Origin of the sequence: Candidatus Poriferisodalis sp. (assembly GCF_965214215.1) — a bacterium.
Lineage (GTDB): Bacteria > Actinomycetota > Acidimicrobiia > Acidimicrobiales > Poriferisodalaceae > Poriferisodalis.
The window spans coordinates 710,633-726,056 of record NZ_CBDCBD010000003.1; the positions used below are offsets into that span (position 1 = coordinate 710,633).

General features: G+C 65.7%; 16 protein-coding genes. 5 read left to right on the top strand and 11 right to left on the bottom strand.

Annotated elements, in window-relative coordinates:
* The first annotated feature begins 48 nt into the window (after positions 1-48).
* Positions 49-588: a hypothetical protein gene (locus ACOOF5_RS05675; RefSeq protein WP_420437472.1), complete on the top strand. Its 540-nt coding sequence runs from the start codon at positions 49-51 to the stop codon at positions 586-588.
* Positions 589-636: 48 nt separating this feature from the next.
* Positions 637-1,968, top strand: a complete 1,332-nt coding sequence (locus ACOOF5_RS05680) for a hypothetical protein (protein WP_420437474.1) — start codon at positions 637-639, stop codon at positions 1,966-1,968.
* A 154-nt stretch (positions 1,969-2,122) separates the two neighbouring features.
* Here the strand turns inward: ACOOF5_RS05680 and ACOOF5_RS05685 are convergent, their stop codons facing one another.
* The 7 genes from ACOOF5_RS05685 to ACOOF5_RS05715 form a co-directional block, all read right to left on the bottom strand.
* Positions 2,123-3,274, bottom strand: a complete 1,152-nt coding sequence (locus tag ACOOF5_RS05685; protein WP_420437476.1) for a CaiB/BaiF CoA transferase family protein — start codon at positions 3,272-3,274, stop codon at positions 2,123-2,125.
* Positions 3,275-3,514: 240 nt separating this feature from the next.
* Positions 3,515-5,071 (bottom strand): acyl-CoA carboxylase subunit beta, encoded by a 1,557-nt coding sequence (locus ACOOF5_RS05690; RefSeq protein WP_420437478.1) that lies wholly within the window; start codon positions 5,069-5,071, stop codon positions 3,515-3,517.
* Between the two features lie 323 nt (positions 5,072-5,394).
* Positions 5,395-5,601, bottom strand: a complete 207-nt coding sequence (locus ACOOF5_RS05695; protein WP_420437480.1) for a hypothetical protein — start codon at positions 5,599-5,601, stop codon at positions 5,395-5,397.
* Between the two features lie 90 nt (positions 5,602-5,691).
* Positions 5,692-6,990: an ATP-binding protein gene (locus tag ACOOF5_RS05700; RefSeq protein WP_420437482.1), complete on the bottom strand. Its 1,299-nt coding sequence runs from the start codon at positions 6,988-6,990 to the stop codon at positions 5,692-5,694.
* 483 nt (positions 6,991-7,473) lie between these two features.
* Positions 7,474-7,713, bottom strand: a complete 240-nt coding sequence (locus ACOOF5_RS05705; RefSeq protein ID WP_420437484.1) for a hypothetical protein — start codon at positions 7,711-7,713, stop codon at positions 7,474-7,476.
* A gap of 143 nt (positions 7,714-7,856) precedes the next feature.
* Positions 7,857-9,077: a hypothetical protein gene (locus ACOOF5_RS05710; RefSeq protein WP_420437486.1), complete on the bottom strand. Its 1,221-nt coding sequence runs from the start codon at positions 9,075-9,077 to the stop codon at positions 7,857-7,859.
* 116 nt (positions 9,078-9,193) lie between these two features.
* The gene (locus ACOOF5_RS05715) at positions 9,194-9,496 is read right to left on the bottom strand and encodes a hypothetical protein (RefSeq protein WP_420437488.1); all 303 of its coding nucleotides are present in this window, start codon (positions 9,494-9,496) and stop codon (positions 9,194-9,196) included.
* Here ACOOF5_RS05715 and ACOOF5_RS05720 point away from each other — a divergent pair.
* Positions 9,495-9,731, top strand: a complete 237-nt coding sequence (locus tag ACOOF5_RS05720) for a hypothetical protein (RefSeq protein ID WP_420437490.1) — start codon at positions 9,495-9,497, stop codon at positions 9,729-9,731. The genes ACOOF5_RS05715 and ACOOF5_RS05720 overlap by 2 nt on opposite strands.
* Positions 9,732-9,766: 35 nt before the next feature.
* Here the strand turns inward: ACOOF5_RS05720 and ACOOF5_RS05725 are convergent, their stop codons facing one another.
* Together ACOOF5_RS05725 and ACOOF5_RS05730 are read right to left on the bottom strand one after the other, a co-directional pair.
* Positions 9,767-10,096 carry a type II toxin-antitoxin system PemK/MazF family toxin gene (locus tag ACOOF5_RS05725; protein ID WP_419837187.1) on the bottom strand — a complete coding sequence of 110 codons (330 nt, stop codon included), beginning with the start codon at positions 10,094-10,096 and terminating at the stop codon, positions 9,767-9,769.
* Positions 10,093-10,368: a DUF2191 domain-containing protein gene (locus tag ACOOF5_RS05730; protein ID WP_420437492.1), complete on the bottom strand. Its 276-nt coding sequence runs from the start codon at positions 10,366-10,368 to the stop codon at positions 10,093-10,095. Before ACOOF5_RS05730 ends, ACOOF5_RS05725 begins: the two co-directional genes overlap by 4 nt.
* Positions 10,369-10,655: 287 nt before the next feature.
* On the opposite strand from ACOOF5_RS05730, the gene ACOOF5_RS05735 reads away from it, so the two are divergent.
* On the top strand, positions 10,656-11,015 hold the full coding sequence (locus tag ACOOF5_RS05735; protein ID WP_420437494.1) for a VOC family protein: 360 nt from the start codon (positions 10,656-10,658) through the stop codon (positions 11,013-11,015).
* A 60-nt stretch (positions 11,016-11,075) separates the two neighbouring features.
* Here the strand turns inward: ACOOF5_RS05735 and ACOOF5_RS05740 are convergent, their stop codons facing one another.
* Positions 11,076-11,996 carry a 5'-3' exonuclease gene (locus ACOOF5_RS05740; protein WP_420437496.1) on the bottom strand — a complete coding sequence of 307 codons (921 nt, stop codon included), beginning with the start codon at positions 11,994-11,996 and terminating at the stop codon, positions 11,076-11,078.
* A 155-nt stretch (positions 11,997-12,151) separates the two neighbouring features.
* Between ACOOF5_RS05740 and ACOOF5_RS05745 the strand changes: the two genes are divergently transcribed.
* Positions 12,152-13,681, top strand: a complete 1,530-nt coding sequence (locus ACOOF5_RS05745; protein ID WP_420437498.1) for an AMP-binding protein — start codon at positions 12,152-12,154, stop codon at positions 13,679-13,681.
* 143 nt (positions 13,682-13,824) lie between these two features.
* Here the strand turns inward: ACOOF5_RS05745 and ACOOF5_RS05750 are convergent, their stop codons facing one another.
* Positions 13,825-15,339 carry a trimethylamine methyltransferase family protein gene (locus ACOOF5_RS05750; RefSeq protein WP_420437500.1) on the bottom strand — a complete coding sequence of 505 codons (1,515 nt, stop codon included), beginning with the start codon at positions 15,337-15,339 and terminating at the stop codon, positions 13,825-13,827.
* Between the last annotated feature and the right edge of the window lie 85 nt (positions 15,340-15,424).

A 15,424-nucleotide genomic window follows, 5' to 3' on the forward strand; every position in this document is an offset into this window, starting at 1 on the left:
CACTCGCATCCGAGCTGAGCGCGTCGCCGGATCGCAGGGTTCGAAGGTGTGAATCCATTGCTGAAGAACCGTTTCCGGCTTGCCAAGCTGCTCGTTCCGGCGTTCTTCGTCTTGTACCTGGTGATGATCCCGCTCAACGGGGTGCTCGAGTCCGAGCACACCGAGGTCTTCCCGTTCTTCAAATGGAAGCTCTTCGCGAACATTCCCGACTGGCAGACGACCGAGTTCGGCCTGGCCATCGATGCGATTGACGGCGAGCCGGCCGACGGCGACTTCTACCTGATCCCGAGCACCGACATTCGCGACTGGAAGGTGATGAGCAGCATCGCCTGGGCGTGCCGCCGGGGCGACCCCTGCGACGAGACGGTTGCCGACGTGCTGGTCCCGATCGTCCGCCAAGCGCTCGGCGATCACAGCATCGACTTCAGCATCGTCGAAGCCGAAGTCGACCTTCGCGATGTTCGGGACAGGGTTGATGATCTCGCGGACGGCATCGCGCTCAGGACCGACTTCTACCGGCCGGTCAGCGTCATCGGCCAGTGGAATACCGAGACCGGCCGCATAGGGCCGTCCACGGACGCGGGGTAGGCGGCCGTGCGCACGAAGAGGTCTATGCGCTGGTTCCGCAGGTCTGTGTTGCAGGCAGAGCAGGCCGGCGAGGCCGAACGCCGTACCCCGGCCGAGCTGACCAAAGCGGCGACCGATGTGGTCATGCTGAGTCGCTTCTACTACCTGTTTCTTGCCTTCAACATCGGCACTTCACGGCTGCAGTTCGCTCGGGCCTACATGGGGCGGCCGCCCACGGCGCCGCTGTGGCCAATCGATGCCGTGCAGTGGCTGACCGGAGGGGGGTGGTTCGCCCGCGACCATGTCGTGACGGTGGTCGGGCTGGTATTCGCCATCGCTGCAGCGAGCTTCCCGAGAATCTGGCTGTGGCGGCTGGGCAGCTGTGCGTACCTGCTGTTGCACGTGTCGCTTGCCAATTCCTACGGCTCGATCAACCACGGCTCGCACGTCATGCTCTTTGTCGGTTTCGCGTTGCTGTTCTTGCCCCGGCGCGACGACGGCCCCCGCATGGCCCGCAAGAACGTGCTGTCGTGCCTCACGGTCCTGTGGTTTGCACAGGGACTGATCTTGCTGTCGTACACGCTGTCGGGCTTCTGGAAGATCTGGCACAGCCGCCTCGAGGTCTTCTCGCCCGATGCCATGTCGAGGATCCTGCTGGACCGGGCGCTGCTCGAAGCCGACAACATCCCGGTCCTGCTGCCGTTCGTGGCACAGCACAACTGGCTGGCGCAGTCGATGTGGTGGCTGACGCTCTACATCGAGATCTTTGCGCTGCTGGTGGTGTTCCGGCCCCACCTGCATCGCCTGTTCGGCGCCGTGCTGATGCTGTTCCACATCACGAGCGACTGGCTCATGAACATCTCGTTCTCCTTGAACATCGTCATGCTGGGGTTGTTCTTGCTGCTGTCGCCGTTGACCCCCGCACGGTTCTCGCTGTCGGGCACCGTCCGGTCGCTGCCGATCGTGGGCATCGGGTTCCGTGCTCTCGAACGCCGGCAGCGGTCACAGGAGCCTGCAGCGGCGGATCGCGTCTGGCTCGTGTACGACGGCGAATGCCTGATGTGCAACAACTACGCCCAGTACTTGAAGCTGCAGCAGTCAGTCGGGGAATTCGTGCTGGTCGATGCCCGTCAAGGCGGGCCGATCGTCTCCGAAGTCCGGGAGCTGCCGCACGATCTCAACGACGGGATGGTGGTCAAGATCGGTGAGCGCTTCTTCGTCGGGCACGATGCGCTGAACGTGCTGGCGCTGCTGGCGGAGGACCGTGGGATGTTCAACAAGTTCAACCGGCTGGCGTTTCGTTCGCCGCTGATCTCGCGTGTCACGTATCCGGTGATGAAGGGTGTTCGGTGGGTGCTGCTGAAGGCAAAGGGTGTGGCGCCGATCGCGTCCGATGGCTGAGCTCGCAGGGTCGAGGCCGGGGTGATCGGGAGCGGAGCCGGGGTGAGCGGCACCCCTGGTTTATTCGGATGCTCGGATGCTCGACGTATCTGCGCCTCAGGGACTCCTCGTCAATTCAGGCGCTTGGCCCCTTGGCTCAGCTGCTCAGGGTGAATCAGGGGTTGGGCCAGGGGTTGGCGTCGGTGAGGTCGGCTAAGCAGTCGTTGTCGGTGCCTTCGGTTCGGCCGGTCCAGCGGACTTGGCCGGGGGTGGCGCTGAGGCGGGCGATCACATTCTGCTGTCTGAGGCCGTCTACCTCGACGAAGACGTCGCGGGCTCTTGCGTGGGGGTCGTCGGCGAGCTGTTCCATGTTGAGGACTGGTGCTGCCGCGGCTTGGGCATTGTCGAAGGCAGCGACGGCTTCGGCGAGGGTTCGTTGCGATACCCACTCCGCCATCGCCGCGTCGAGCTCGGCGCGGTGAGCCATGCGGCCCTCGAACGTTGTGAATCGTTCGTCGTCGCCGATGCCGATCATTGCCATGACACGCGCGGCGACCGAGTCTGAAGAGGTGCTGACGGCCAGCCAGCCGCCGTCGGACGCCTGGTAGGTGCCTCGGGGGACGCTGTAGGGGATGCCGGAGCCCAGCCGGGGTTGCAGGTAGCCCTCGGTGTGCCAGGCAGTCATCAGCGGGCCCATCGCCTGTGACATCGACTCGAGCAAGTTGACGTCGACCACTTGGCCGACACCGCTGCGAAGCGCCACCATCGTGGCGAATGCGCCGGCCAGCCCCGCGATCTCGTCGGTGAGCGCCACCGGCGGCAGCAGCGGTGCGCCGTCGGCCTCGCCATTCATGGATGCGAAGCCGCTCATCGCCTCAGCGAGGGTGGCGAAACCGGGGCGGTCGCGGTACGGGCCGTCCTGGCCGAAGCCAGTCAGCCGGACGATCACCAGCTTCGGGTTGGCTTCGATCAGCTCATCGGGCACCAGGCCGAGGGCTTCGAGCTTGCCGGGCCGGAAGTTCTCCACCAGCACATCGGCGGCCCACAACAGGCGTCGCAGAAGCACCAGGTCGTCAGCGGCCTTCAAATCGAGCGTCACGCAGCGCTTGTTGCGGTTGACGAGGCGCCACCACAGCGTCTCGCCGTGGGCGTCGCGCCAGCCCATGTTGCGGACAGTGTCGCCGCCGGGCCGTTCCACCTTGATGACATCGGCCCCGAAATCGGCCAGGTAGCGGGCGCAGTGCGGCCCGGCGAACACTGAAGACAGGTCCACAACCCGCAAGCCGTCGAGCGGCATCGATGGCGCGGGAGTCAGGCCGGCTGTCACGGTTAGCGGTAGCGGACGGCGGGCCAGGACGTGGGGGCTTGCCAAGGGCGGCTGCTGAAACGCCACTTGGTGGGTGGGCCCGCGTGCGGGGCTGAAGGAGCGGGGCGAGGCCACAGCAGCTCCAGCGCAGCGACAATGGCCGCGGCTTCCTCCGCAGTAGCGACGGGAGTGATGGCCATCCTCGATTGATTGATCACAAGCGCAGTCATCGGTTGCCCGCTGGGTCGAACTGTGACCCGGTCACAGGGGCACGTTGCCGTGCTTGCGGCGCGGCAGCTCTTCGCGCTTGGTGCCGATCACGTCGAATGCGGCGATGACCTTCTGGCGGGTCTCGGCAGGGTCGATGACTGCATCGACGATGCCGCGCTCGGCAGCGATGTAGGGGTTCGCATACTTACGGCTGTACTCGTCGACTAGCGCCGCCTTGCGGGCCTCGGGATCGGCGGCTTGCTGCAGCTCGCGCCGGTTCAGGATCTCCACCGCCCCCTGCGGACCCATCACCGCCAACTCAGCCGTGGGCCAGGCAAAGCTGACATCGCAGCCCACCGACTTGGAGTCCATGACGACATACGCGCCGCCATAGGCCTTGCGGGTGATGACCTGCACCCGCGGCACGGTCGCCTCGCAGTAGGCGTACAAAAGCTTGGCGCCGTGGCGGATGATGCCGCCGTGCTCCTGGTCGACGCCGGGCAGGAACCCGGGCACGTCCACGAACGTCAGCAGCGGGATATTGAAGGCATCGCAGAAGCGCACAAAACGCGCCGCCTTCTCCGACGACTCGATGTCGAGCACGCCGGCCATCACCATCGGCTGGTTGCCCACAATGCCCACTGAGCGGCCGTTGAGCCGTGCGAAACCGCAAACGATCGAGCCCGCCCAGGCGGCGTGGTACTCGAAGAAATCGCCGTCGTCGACGACCTCGCCGATCACCTGCTTCATGTCGTAGGGAACATTGGGGCTCTCGGGCATGAGGTCGCGCAACGATGGGCACCAGCGGTCTGACTCGTCGGTGGCTTCGATGACCGGGGGCGCGTCGAGATTGTTCGACGGCAGGAACGACATCAGGTAACGCACGTCGTCGAGGACGGCTTTCTCGTCGGCCGCCACGAACGTGGCCACGCCCGACTTGGTGCTGTGCGAACCGGCACCGCCGAGCTCCTCGAGGGTGACGTCCTCGCCGGTGACGGTCTTCACCACGTCGGGGCCCGTGATGAACATGTGGCTGGAGTCGCGCACCATGAAGATGAAGTCGGTCATGGCGGGCGAGTAGACGGCGCCGCCGGCGCACGGACCCATGATGACGCTGATCTGCGGGATGACGCCCGAGGCCAGCACGTTGCGGCGGAAGATGCCGCCGTAGCCCGCGAGGGAGACCACGCCTTCCTGGATGCGGGCGCCGGCGCCGTCGTTGAGACCGATGATGGGTGCGCCGACCGACTCCGCGAGATCCATGACCTTGTGAGTCTTCTCGGCGAACACCTCGCCGAGGGCGCCGCCGAAGACAGTGAAGTCCTGGCTGGCCACGAAGACCTTGCGACCGTCGATATTGCCCCAGCCGGTGATGATGCCGTCGGTGTAGGGACGCTCGTCGAGGCCGACGTCGTGGGCCCGGTGGCGAGCGAGCATGTCGAGCTCGTGGAACGTGCCCTCGTCGAAGAGGTACTCGATGCGCTCGCGGGCAAGCATCTTGCCCTTGTCGTGCTGGCGCTGGACAGCTCGCTCGGTGCCGGCGTTGCGCGCCTCGTCGCGGCGGCGGGCCAGCTCTTCCAGCCGCTCGTCCATGGTCGGCTCAGACATCCGCCAGAGCCTACGAGAAAGGCCCGCAACGCAGCCGCTGACAGTAGTTCGTCGATGGCCGGAGGCCCAGACGAACGCCGGGATCGCTGTTGTCCTCCCGTGAGCGTTGTCCCTAGCTTCTCGGGGTCACGCCGAGCAGGGGTCTGTCTGTGAAGAAGCTGGTGGTTGTCTTTTGCCTTGCGGCTGCCGCAATGGCCGTGGCCGCAGCCGGACTGGTCGTGGCCGTCCGGTATGCCGCCGATGTCGCGCCGACGATCGTCGACTCAGCGCGAGTACAGGTGGATGAGGCTCTCAGGGACGCTGCGGCGGTCCCGACGCTTGAACTACGGCGGACTCCACCGGTGGTTGCGAGTGATCGGTCGTGTTGACCGGTTGTTCGACAAGAGAGCGTCTGACAGACCCAGCCCCGGCAGTGAGCCGAACCTGCCGCCAGCCCCCTTGCCTGCCGTGTCGCCGGTCGGGTCGTCGGCTTCGTCGGCCGGACCGTCGTCGCCGCGAGCGCTGCCGTTCCCATTCTCGCTCTCAATCATCGATGCCGAGTATGCGAACGGCCGCTCAGCCCGTTCCAACAAACTCCGCTCGAGACGCCACACGCCACCCAAGCGCAGCCTGTTGTCGGCCTACTTGATCTGCGATCTGCAACCGCCGCGGTGGCCTCTGCGCAGCACACAGCGTCTTTTGGCGCGCGGCATCAGTTTGCCGCATCTCGGCAGGCTTGCCGCGGCTGCCGCCACATAGCTGTGTCCGCTGTGGTAGGAGGTGCTGATACGGGTCTCGTGTCGGGCTGCGCTCAGGCTCAGCGCAGGTCCGAGCGTCAAGATGTCGAACTCGTCGGCCTCAAGGCATGCTTTGTGCACGAGGCGGCGCACGATCGGGTCGGGATCGCGGACGGCGCCTTGCAAGATCTGTCCGAGGTCGGTACGCGCCACAGAACCGTCGTTGTCGGTCACGGCGATCAGCACATTGCGTTCGTCGCCGGTCAGTCGTTCCCACAACGGCGCGTAGACCTTGCGATGCATCTCGTCCGCTGTGGCGCGCAGCGCCATGTCCACTGCCTCGTCGCCGACAGGTCGAAGCGGCGCACCGGCAAAGCGCCATGCGTAGTCGCCGAGGAGTTGCATTTCGTACGGGAGCGGCCCGACATTGACGGTCAGGCGACGCAACGCCTCCTGGTCGTAGTCGCCCCCGGCGTCTTTGACGGTCCCGCTGATGAAGGCGTAGGCGTCGGCCGCGTCGAGGCCGGCGAGATCCTCATCGGCGCATCGCCGGAAGAACGACAGCCGGTCGTCGTTGAGGACGTTCTTGATGTCGGGCAAGCTGGCTCCGACGAACACCACCGGCGCTTCGTCTCTGCTGGACACATGCTGCAGATCGTTGGCGAGCCGGATCATTTCGTCGATGTCCACGCGATGCATCTCGTCAATGGTGATCAGCACACCCGCTCCGCCGGATGCAACCATCGCGTCGGCGAGGTCCTCCAAGGCATCGCGGACGTCCGGTTTGCGGGACATGACGTATCGACGCTCACGGCCGGCACGGAATGGGCCGAGACGCAGACCTGATGAGGTGCGTACTTCGTCGGCCTCCGCAGTTGCCGTCAAGGCAGGCAGCGTGTCCGCGACTCGTTCGACCCTGGACACGATTCTCTCATGCACACCGGGGGTCCCAGCGTCCACGCTGACTATCGCGTAGCCGAGCGCGGCAGCCTGCGCCTCGACTGCGTTGAGCATCACGGTCTTGCCTGCGCCTCGCGGCCCCATGACCAGCGTTGTGCTGTGTTTCTTGCGTCGGGGGGACCGCAACGCAGCCGCTAGTTCGTTGAGGAGGACGTCCCGGCCGACAATCTGATGGGGGGAGTAGCCGAACCGAGGCGTGAACAGGTTGGCGGGCGGCACTTCAGGAACAGCCTCAACGTTCACGTCCGCAGTCTACGTCTGTGGACTGCACAATGCACGAACGCCCGCATGTTGCATTACAGATCACACGTTGCAAGTTCTATGGCCTAGCGGTGCCCGAGGCGGCACGTGCCGCTATGAGGTTTAGTAGCTCTACTAACTTCAGCAAGAACCAGCAAAAGCCTTGCAAAACCCGCAATTGTCGGATCAGAAGACTGATCGTGGAGCGCTCGTCGGCTCCGTGCTCTATCGCAGTGGCAGCAGCAGGCAAACCCGCGGCGCGGCTTGTCGCCGACATGGCATACCGCGGCTGCCGACCCCATCCCGAGCTCATCGAAGATGCGCTCGCCGGGGTCGCCCGAACCGAATGGAACGGCCGAATCTATGTCTGCTGAACGTCGCTGCTGCGGTCGACGGCGGGTCCGGTTTCGCTGAGCCCGGGCTGGCTCACAGTGCGGCCCCGCCCCGCTCGGCGGCTGATCGACAGAATCCGGCGACCGCTCCCGGTCAGCCGGCGGCGGCGGCTTCGGTTTCGGGTGCCATCCGGGAAAGCACGTTGTCTTGAATGTGATGTCGTCGAAGACGCATGTCTTGTGCGATGCCGCTGCGGGGGCTGCCCCGATGACCGGCGGCACGACCGCCGCGAGCGTCAGTGTGATCGCTGACGCGGCGAGCCGGCATCGGCGTGCAGATGTCTGAGAGAGACTCATAGCGATCGACGATGACGACCGGCCATGCGTCGGTCATGCAAACCTCGGCGTCGCGGACGGCAGGGTCGAGCCCGCCTGCTTGCCGGTGCGCAAGCCGCCGGCGTGGCCGGCGTTCTGTACGCCGTGGTCTGCCTGTCTGCGCAAGGCTGGTGCGCCGCCTTTCGCTGCCGCAGCGGCTGCTCAGGTGTTCTGCGGGCAGACGAGGTTGCGCATGAGCGCTCCGAATCGGTGCCCGCCGCTGAGCGTGTCAGCGGCTTGCTCTCCGATGATTGCCGCGAGCTCGTCAGGCGAGCCGCCGAAGCCGCACACCGAACGCATGGCCCGCACGACGCATCGCAGGTCGCGGGTGTCGAGCAGGGTGCGCATCGCCCACGCCGTCGGTTCGCCGCGCTTGTTCGGCTCCAGGTTGTACACGGAGATCATCCACTCGGCGAGCAGGTCAGCGACGGACACGCCTTGGGGGTTCGGCTGGCCGTCGGTGGGCACGCCGGTGTCGAGCACGAACGCCCACTGTCGGTCAGCGATCTCAGGCTGTGACTCGTCGGCGATGTAGCCGACGGCGGCGGCCCGCAGGTAGAGGCTCTTCATTGTGTAGGTGCCGTCCGCCCACAGATACGGCCCGTAAGACGGCGGTATCTCCGAATTCAGCGTCTCGGGGGTGACGACATCGTCATACCCGATGCTCCACGTGTCGTTCGTGGTCTCATAGAACAGATAGTCGCTCACGTTCGCCGCGGTGATCAGCCCGCCGGTGTACACCATGGCGAGCTGCTCATCGGTGCGCCAGCCCGTACCGACAGGATCTCCGCCGTATGTGGAGATGACAGTGTCCCAGTTCGCGTACGCTCGATCCCAGTAGCCAACGATCTCTGCCATCTCCTCAACGGTGAAAAGGAGGCGGCCATACCAGGTGCTTCGCCAGTTGTCGTCGTCGGGCGGCGGGCATGCGGGGAACAGCGCTCTGATGGCTGCGTGGTCGAAGTAGGCGCCGTCGGGAAGAAGTCCGTTCGGGGAGCGTCGGTCGTAGGACGGCTCGACGGTTTCGGCGGGTTCGGGCCATGCGCGGGCGAGTTCTTCGAGGACACGGCGTTCGACGACGGCTGCTCTGGTTGCGGCGAGTTCCTCGGCGTCGTCGTCGCCGGAGAGATCTTCGGGTGCTGCGGTCGTGGCGGGGGCTGTGTCCGGGGGAGCCGTCGTGGTCGGCGGTGCCTCGGTCGTTGTCGGCGTGGCGGCGGGCGCGGTTGTCGCCGGAGGCGTCGTCGCAGCGGGAGCGCTGTCGTCGGGGTCGTCTGTGCTGCTGCAAGCCGCGGCGAGCATCACAGCAGCGACCGTCACAGCAGCCAAACGCCGCCGCGCGGGTCGCCGCAGGGCGGTGGACGTGGTCGGTGCGGGGAACGTCATAGGGCACCCTCCGTGCTTTTGCGGCCGGCGGACGCGTCGATCTGTGTCCGGCATTCAACCATGATGATGAACGCCGGCCGTTGTGGGGCACGCCAGGCGCGCAGGCGGCGGCAGCGTCAGGCCGGCTTTGTCTTCTTGGCGCCGTGGACGGATGGCTCGCTGCCCCTTTGCAGCCGAACGGTGTCGAGCGGCCCGAGAACGGTCGTCGGCTGAGAGTTCAACTGCCAGTCTCGGTTGATGTGCAGCCGCGTCGCGTCGCATATCTCAGGCGTCCCGTCCCACAGGAATCGCGCGTTGACTTGTTGTCCGCTTCGGTGCTTGCCGTATGAGCGCATCAGCCACGTCTTGGTCCGGCGGTAGTCGATCTCGGGGTGCTCACCCGACAGGCGCGCTGCGGTGAGATGCACTGCCGCGGCCATGATGTCACAGCCGATCATCGCGTTCTCTAGCAGTCCGCTGTGCGCTGGCTGGGTGCTGGGGGCAGCTGCGGTGACGGGTTACAGAGAAGATGTGGAATGGCGGGAGGCTCCGGCATTCGAGGTGCTCATGCTCGGCGCCCTCTGTGACTATCAAAGAATCAGCGCAGCGGAGAACTACCTGAGGACGAACTTTGGCGAGCTGTGGGATCGGCTCGGAGTCAAGATCATCCGCTGACCGCGCCGCCTTGTCACTCCCGGAATTGGGCGTGTTCAATCGCAGGAGAACGCGAATTCCATTGCGGTGCAGATCTGCCGCATCCGCTCGTCGCTCAGACGACCCAAGCGCTCCACCATCGAAGCCTGAGACGTGATGCGCACGGAGTCGAGGTTGACGGCCGAGAGTTCCGATACGGGATCGTCACCGGGTTCAAGCACAACCTCGCTCGACAAGCCTCGGATCGTTGTCGTGCATGGCGCCACTACCGCGTTCGTCAGGCGATCCAAGGCGGAATCGCGCAGCAACACGACGACTGGACGGCGCCCGATGTCCGGCGCTTCACACCACCAGACCTCACCCCACCGTGGACGAGTCGCATTCACGGCCGTACTTCGTCGGTGTCGGTTTCCCCAGGGCGCTGTGCCTGATGAAGGTCGGCCGCCAGGAATGATTCCAAGTCACCCCACTTATCGGGTGCGCTGAGCGGAATGCGGTCGTAGACCTCGTACTGCGCATCAATCTCAGCCTTGCGGTGACGTTTGGCGAGGGCCTCGAGCGCGGCGTCCATCATCGCTGCATCGCTGTCCCAGGCTTGCAGCCCACGAGCGTGGGCGAGAAGGTCTTCATCGACTGTAGTGCTTACTCGACGCCTCATGCCACAAACGTAGCATTTTCATGCTATTCATGTGGCCCGCAGGAGCGAGGGCGACGTCTGGCACATCGCGCCGGCAGTTCCACGGGAAACGAGCGACTGTCGTGGTCGGCGAGAACGCAAGAAGACATGTTGAGGACGCGACCGCTGGGGAGGCGGCAGGACCCTCTGCTCCAGCGATCCGGCTGGTCGCAACGTCGCGGAGTCTCCTGCCGCCTCCCCATCTAGGGCAACTGTGCCCAGAAGCTGTGACATCGGTGCCTGCTGGGCTCACGTCGTAAGCTGCGGGCATGGAACTGGGGCCTGTGCATCACGTATCGATCAACTGCGCTGATGTGGACGCTGCGGCGCCGTTCTACACCGAGGTGTTGGGCATGAAGCAGCTCGACCGGCCTGACTTCGGCTTCAACGGGCGATGGCTGCAGACCCCTGGCGGCGGCGAGGTGCATCTCATCGAGGTGACCGACTGGGTGCCGCCCAAGGGCCAGCACTGGGCCTTCAAGGTGGCCGACATCGACGCCACCGTGGCGGAGCTGCGAGACGCTGGCGTGAGGGTCAAGGACCCGGTGCCGCTGCCGGGCACGACCGCCCGCCAGACGTTCTTCTTCGACCCCGCCGGCAACATGATCGAGCTGAACCAGCCGGCCTGAATCCGTCTTCGCCCGAATCAGTCTTCCGCTTGGACCAGGCCTCGGGGAAGTTCGTCTGAACTAGGCGTCGGCGCGGTAGGCCGCCAGATTCATCACCCGGTCGAACAAGTTCTCTGCGCCGATCTGATTGCAGAGGGCTTCAAAGCCGCTGTGCGGGCCGTGCCATACCAGCTCATCGACGCTGTCAGACACGGGTGCATCGGTGCGCACCGTGGCTATGCGGCGGAACAGCAAGGCGAGATCTAGTTCGGCAACGAGCGTTGCAGCGAGGCCGGCAGCGCCGCGGACCTTGGGCGCCCAGTCTTCGTGCGAGTCGGGAATCGCCTCGATGTGGCCGTAGTGCGACAGCATCACTGATGTTGACTTGGCGCCCCAGCCCTTCAGGCCTGGAAAGCCGTCAGCGCTGTCGCCGACGAGGCCTAGATAGTCGGGAATCGAGGGGGGCCTGACGCCGAACTTGGCCTCGACGCCGGCCGCGTCAATGATCTCGTCGGCCCGGCGGTCCCACTGGACGACCTTGCCGCCCACGCACTGGCCCAAGTCCTTGTCGGGCGTGCAGATGAACACCTGCCGGACTTGCTCGTCGTCATCAGCCAGCGCCGCGCCGGCTGCCATGGCGTCATCGGCTTCGAACTCGATCATCGGCCACACAGCGACGCCCAGCAGCCGCAGAGCCTCCTCGGTGGGATGGAACTGGGACAACAGGTCGGGGTCGATGCCTGAGCCGTCCTTGTAGCCCGGCCACAGATCATTGCGGAACGACTCCACGACATGATCGGTGGCCACGGCGATGTGCGTTGCGCCAGCCTCCAGCAGCATCACCATGTTGCCCAGCACGCCTCGCAACGCCCCGATCTCACAGCCGTCGGGCGCCTTGCGGCTGGGCACCGCGAAGAAGTGACGGAACAACTCGTAGGTGCCGTCAATCAGGTGAACATCGAACTGGCCGGCCGGGGGCGGTGCTCCTGGCGATCCCTCCATGAGCGCGACCTTAGGAGCCAGCAGTCCAGGGCATCGCCGCCACAGGCCGCCCTAGAGTTGGCGCGGCCGAGCCGCCGGGGCAACCTCCGGCCGCCGGGCGACTGAACCAACAGACGAACATGGTCCACGGCGACACACGACACTGAGGGGACGACATGAAGGTTCCGTTTACTGTTTCCGACTTCCTGTACCGGGCCGAAAACGTCTACCCCGAGCGGGTGGCGCTGGCCGACGAGCCCGAGGCACCCGGCGGCGGGCTCGGGGAGATCACCTACGCCCGGTTCGGCGAACTGGTGCGGGCCCAAGCCGCCAAGCTGGACCAGCTCGGCATCGGCCACGGCGAGCGGGTCGCAATGGTGTCCCAGAACGCTGGCCGGTTGATGACGTCGTTCTATGGCGTGTCGGGCTACGGACGCATCTTCGTGCCGATCAACTTCCGGCTCAGCCACGACGAGATCAGCTACATCATCGATCACTGCGGTGCCACGATGCTGCTGGTGGACCCCTCCATGGAGGACACCTGCAAGGACATCGACGTCGAGCACTTCGTGGTGATGGGCACCGACGCCGACGACCAGATGTACGCGCAGGGCGTCGAGCCTGCCCCGTGGACCCCCGACGAGGACGTCACCGCCACCATCAACTACACCTCCGGCACTACCGCCCGCCCCAAGGGCGTGCAGCAGACCCATCGGGCGCTGTGGGTGAACGCGACCACGTTCGGTTGGCACTCGGGCGTCAGCGACCGCGACGTGTACCTGCACACGCTGCCGATGTTCCACTGCAACGGTTGGGGCATGCCTTACGCCGTGACCGGCATGGGTGGCAAACACGTGGTGCAACGCGAGGTGCGCGGCCCCGAGATTCTGCGACGCATTGACCAGCACGGCGTGACGCTCATGTGCGGCGCGCCCGCCGTGGTATCCGCCGTGCTCGACGCTGCGGCCGAGTGGGAAGGCCCCATTCCCGGCAGCGGCCGGGTGCGCATGGTGGTGGCAGGCGCTCCGCCCCCAACGCGCACCATCGCCCGGATGGAGACCGAGCTGGGCTGGGAGTTCATCCAGATCTACGGCCTCACCGAGACCGCCCCGCTGCTGACCATGAATCGCTGCCGGCCCGAATGGGACGACTTCGAGCCCGACGACAAGGCCCGCAAACTGAGCCGGGCCGGGGCGCCTGCGGTAGGCGTCAAGATCGACATCGACAGCCAAGGCGAGATCCTGGCGCGGGCCAACGTGGTGCTCGAGGGCTACTGGGAGCAGCCCGAGGCAACCGCTGAGGCCATCGTCGACGGCTGGTTCCACACCGGCGACGGCGGCACGATGGACGATGAGCACCATGTCACCATCTCCGACCGCAAGAAGGACGTGATCATCTCCGGCGGCGAGAACGTGTCCTCCATCGAGGTGGAGGACGTGCTGTTCAGTCATCCGGCAGTCACCGAGGTTGCGGTGATCGGCGTGCCCGACGAGAAGTGGGGCGAGACCATCAAGGCCCTCGTGGTTGTCGACGGTGAGCCAACCGAGCGGGAGCTCATCGACTTCTGCCGCGAGCGGATGGCGCACTTCAAGTGCCCCACCAGCGTCGACTTCCGCCCCGAGCTCGCCCGCACCGCCACCGGCAAGCTCCAGAAGTTCAAGCTCCGTGCGCCCTATTGGGAAGGCATGGAGAAGCTGATCAACTAGATCGCGACCGCTGCGGTGGCGGCAGGACCCTCTGCTCCCGCGATCCAGCAGGTCGCAACGTCGCAGAGTCTCCTGCCGCCTCCGCAGCTATCGATTCTGTTCGGCGCCTCCGCAGCTATCGAATCTGCGCGTTGCCTCCGCGGCTAGAGGGGCTCGACGCCGCCTTCTGCTCGGCGACGCTCTACGAAGTCGGTGAGCTCGGCGCGGATGGCGTCGTCCATCGGCGGCTCTTCGTAGTCGGCCAAGAGCTGCTTCCAGATTCCGTTCGCTCGCTGGGTGGCGTCGAGCGAGCCGTCTTCCTGCCACGTCTCGAAGTTGCGCCAATCCGACAGCATCGGCTCGTAGAACGCCGTGTCGTAGCGCTCCAGCGTGTGGGCAGCGCCGAAGAAGTGGTTGGCAGGCCCGACTTCGGCAATGGCGTCGACCGCCAGCGACGCGTCGTCGATCACCGTTGGCTGCAGCATCGCCCGGATCATCTGGATCATCTCGGCGTCAATGATCACCTTCTCGTACGAGGCGCACAGCCCGCCCTCGATCCAGCCCAGACCGTGCAGCACGTAGTTGATGCCGCCGACGACGCACGCCCACAGCGACATCTGCGACTCGTAGGCAGCCTGGACGTCGGGAGCATTGGAAGCGTTCGCGTTCGACGCCCGCAACGGCAGGCCGTAGCGGCGGGCCAACTGGCCGCTGATGATGGTGGCCTTCGCGTACTCGGGCGTGCCGAACGCCGGCGCTCCCGATCGCATGTCGACATTGGAAGTGAAGCTGCCGTATACGACGGGGACGCCAGGGTTCACCAGCTGCGACAGCGTGATGCCTGCCAGTGCCTCAGCGTTCTGCAAGGTGAGAGCGCCAGCGATGGTGACGGGCGCCATCGCTCCCGCGAGGGTGAACGGCGTGTACACCACCGGCTGGCCGTGACGGGCAAGCTCGATGGCGCCTTCCAGCATCGGCTTGTCGTACACGAGCGGCGAGTTCGCGTTCACCACCGTGTGGATGGACGGTTCGCGCAGGAGCGTGTCGTGGTCGATGCCGCGAGCGATGCGGGCGATCTCGATGGCATCGCTGACGCGTGTGCGTCCCAGCGAGTAGCAGAACCCAGGCTTGGTCGACAGCGTGTACATGGCCGACACGGCGTCCAGATGGCGTGTGCGCACATCGAGATCGATCGGCTCGACGGAATGGCCGGTGCAGGTGTCTGCAGCGTCGAGCGATTGCTGCAACCGCAGCATGTTGCAGAAGTCGACGTAGTTTCCAGTGACCCGACCGCGGTCGAGATCGGACACATTCGGCGGGCTGCCGACCATGCCGAACACCACCCAGTCGTCGCCGAAGACGACGCTGTTGGCCGGGTCGCGGGCATGCAGCGTGAACTGCGATGGTGCGAGTGCGACCTGCTCGGTGACCATCTCGGGAGGGAACTTCACGCGCACGCCGTCGTCGGAGCTCGCGCCCGCCGCGCACAGGATCTGCACCGCTTCAGGCAGCAGGAAGTTCATGCCGATCTCGCACAGCACCCGCAGCGATGCGGTGTGGATGCGTTCGACTTCGTCGGCGCTGATGAGCTCGATCGGCGGAAAGGTGTTGCGTGCTTGGGACAGCGGCGCTGGCGCAGCGGTGGTGGCGGCTTGCCGCCTACGCCCTCGACGCGCCATCGTCGCTCTGGGACTGCCAGTCCATGCCGATCAGACTTGGGTTCACGTGGCTGCTCACCGTTTCGAACCGTACGGTCCTGTTCGG

Coding starts and splice junctions, on each gene's coding strand:
- ACOOF5_RS05730 (WP_420437492.1), bottom strand. CDS start 10,368: ATGAGGCGTCGAGTAAGCACTACAGTCGATGAAGACCTTCTCGCCCAC.
- ACOOF5_RS05745 (WP_420437498.1), top strand. CDS start 12,152: ATGAAGGTTCCGTTTACTGTTTCCGACTTCCTGTACCGGGCCGAAAAC.
- ACOOF5_RS05690 (WP_420437478.1), bottom strand. CDS start 5,071: ATGTCTGAGCCGACCATGGACGAGCGGCTGGAAGAGCTGGCCCGCCGC.
- ACOOF5_RS05720 (WP_420437490.1), top strand. CDS start 9,495: ATGATGTCACAGCCGATCATCGCGTTCTCTAGCAGTCCGCTGTGCGCT.
- ACOOF5_RS05735 (WP_420437494.1), top strand. CDS start 10,656: ATGGAACTGGGGCCTGTGCATCACGTATCGATCAACTGCGCTGATGTG.
- ACOOF5_RS05695 (WP_420437480.1), bottom strand. CDS start 5,601: ATGATTGAGAGCGAGAATGGGAACGGCAGCGCTCGCGGCGACGACGGT.
- ACOOF5_RS05750 (WP_420437500.1), bottom strand. CDS start 15,339: ATGGCGCGTCGAGGGCGTAGGCGGCAAGCCGCCACCACCGCTGCGCCA.
- ACOOF5_RS05715 (WP_420437488.1), bottom strand. CDS start 9,496: ATGGCCGCGGCAGTGCATCTCACCGCAGCGCGCCTGTCGGGTGAGCAC.
- ACOOF5_RS05710 (WP_420437486.1), bottom strand. CDS start 9,077: ATGACGTTCCCCGCACCGACCACGTCCACCGCCCTGCGGCGACCCGCG.
- ACOOF5_RS05705 (WP_420437484.1), bottom strand. CDS start 7,713: ATGACCGACGCATGGCCGGTCGTCATCGTCGATCGCTATGAGTCTCTC.
- ACOOF5_RS05740 (WP_420437496.1), bottom strand. CDS start 11,996: ATGGAGGGATCGCCAGGAGCACCGCCCCCGGCCGGCCAGTTCGATGTT.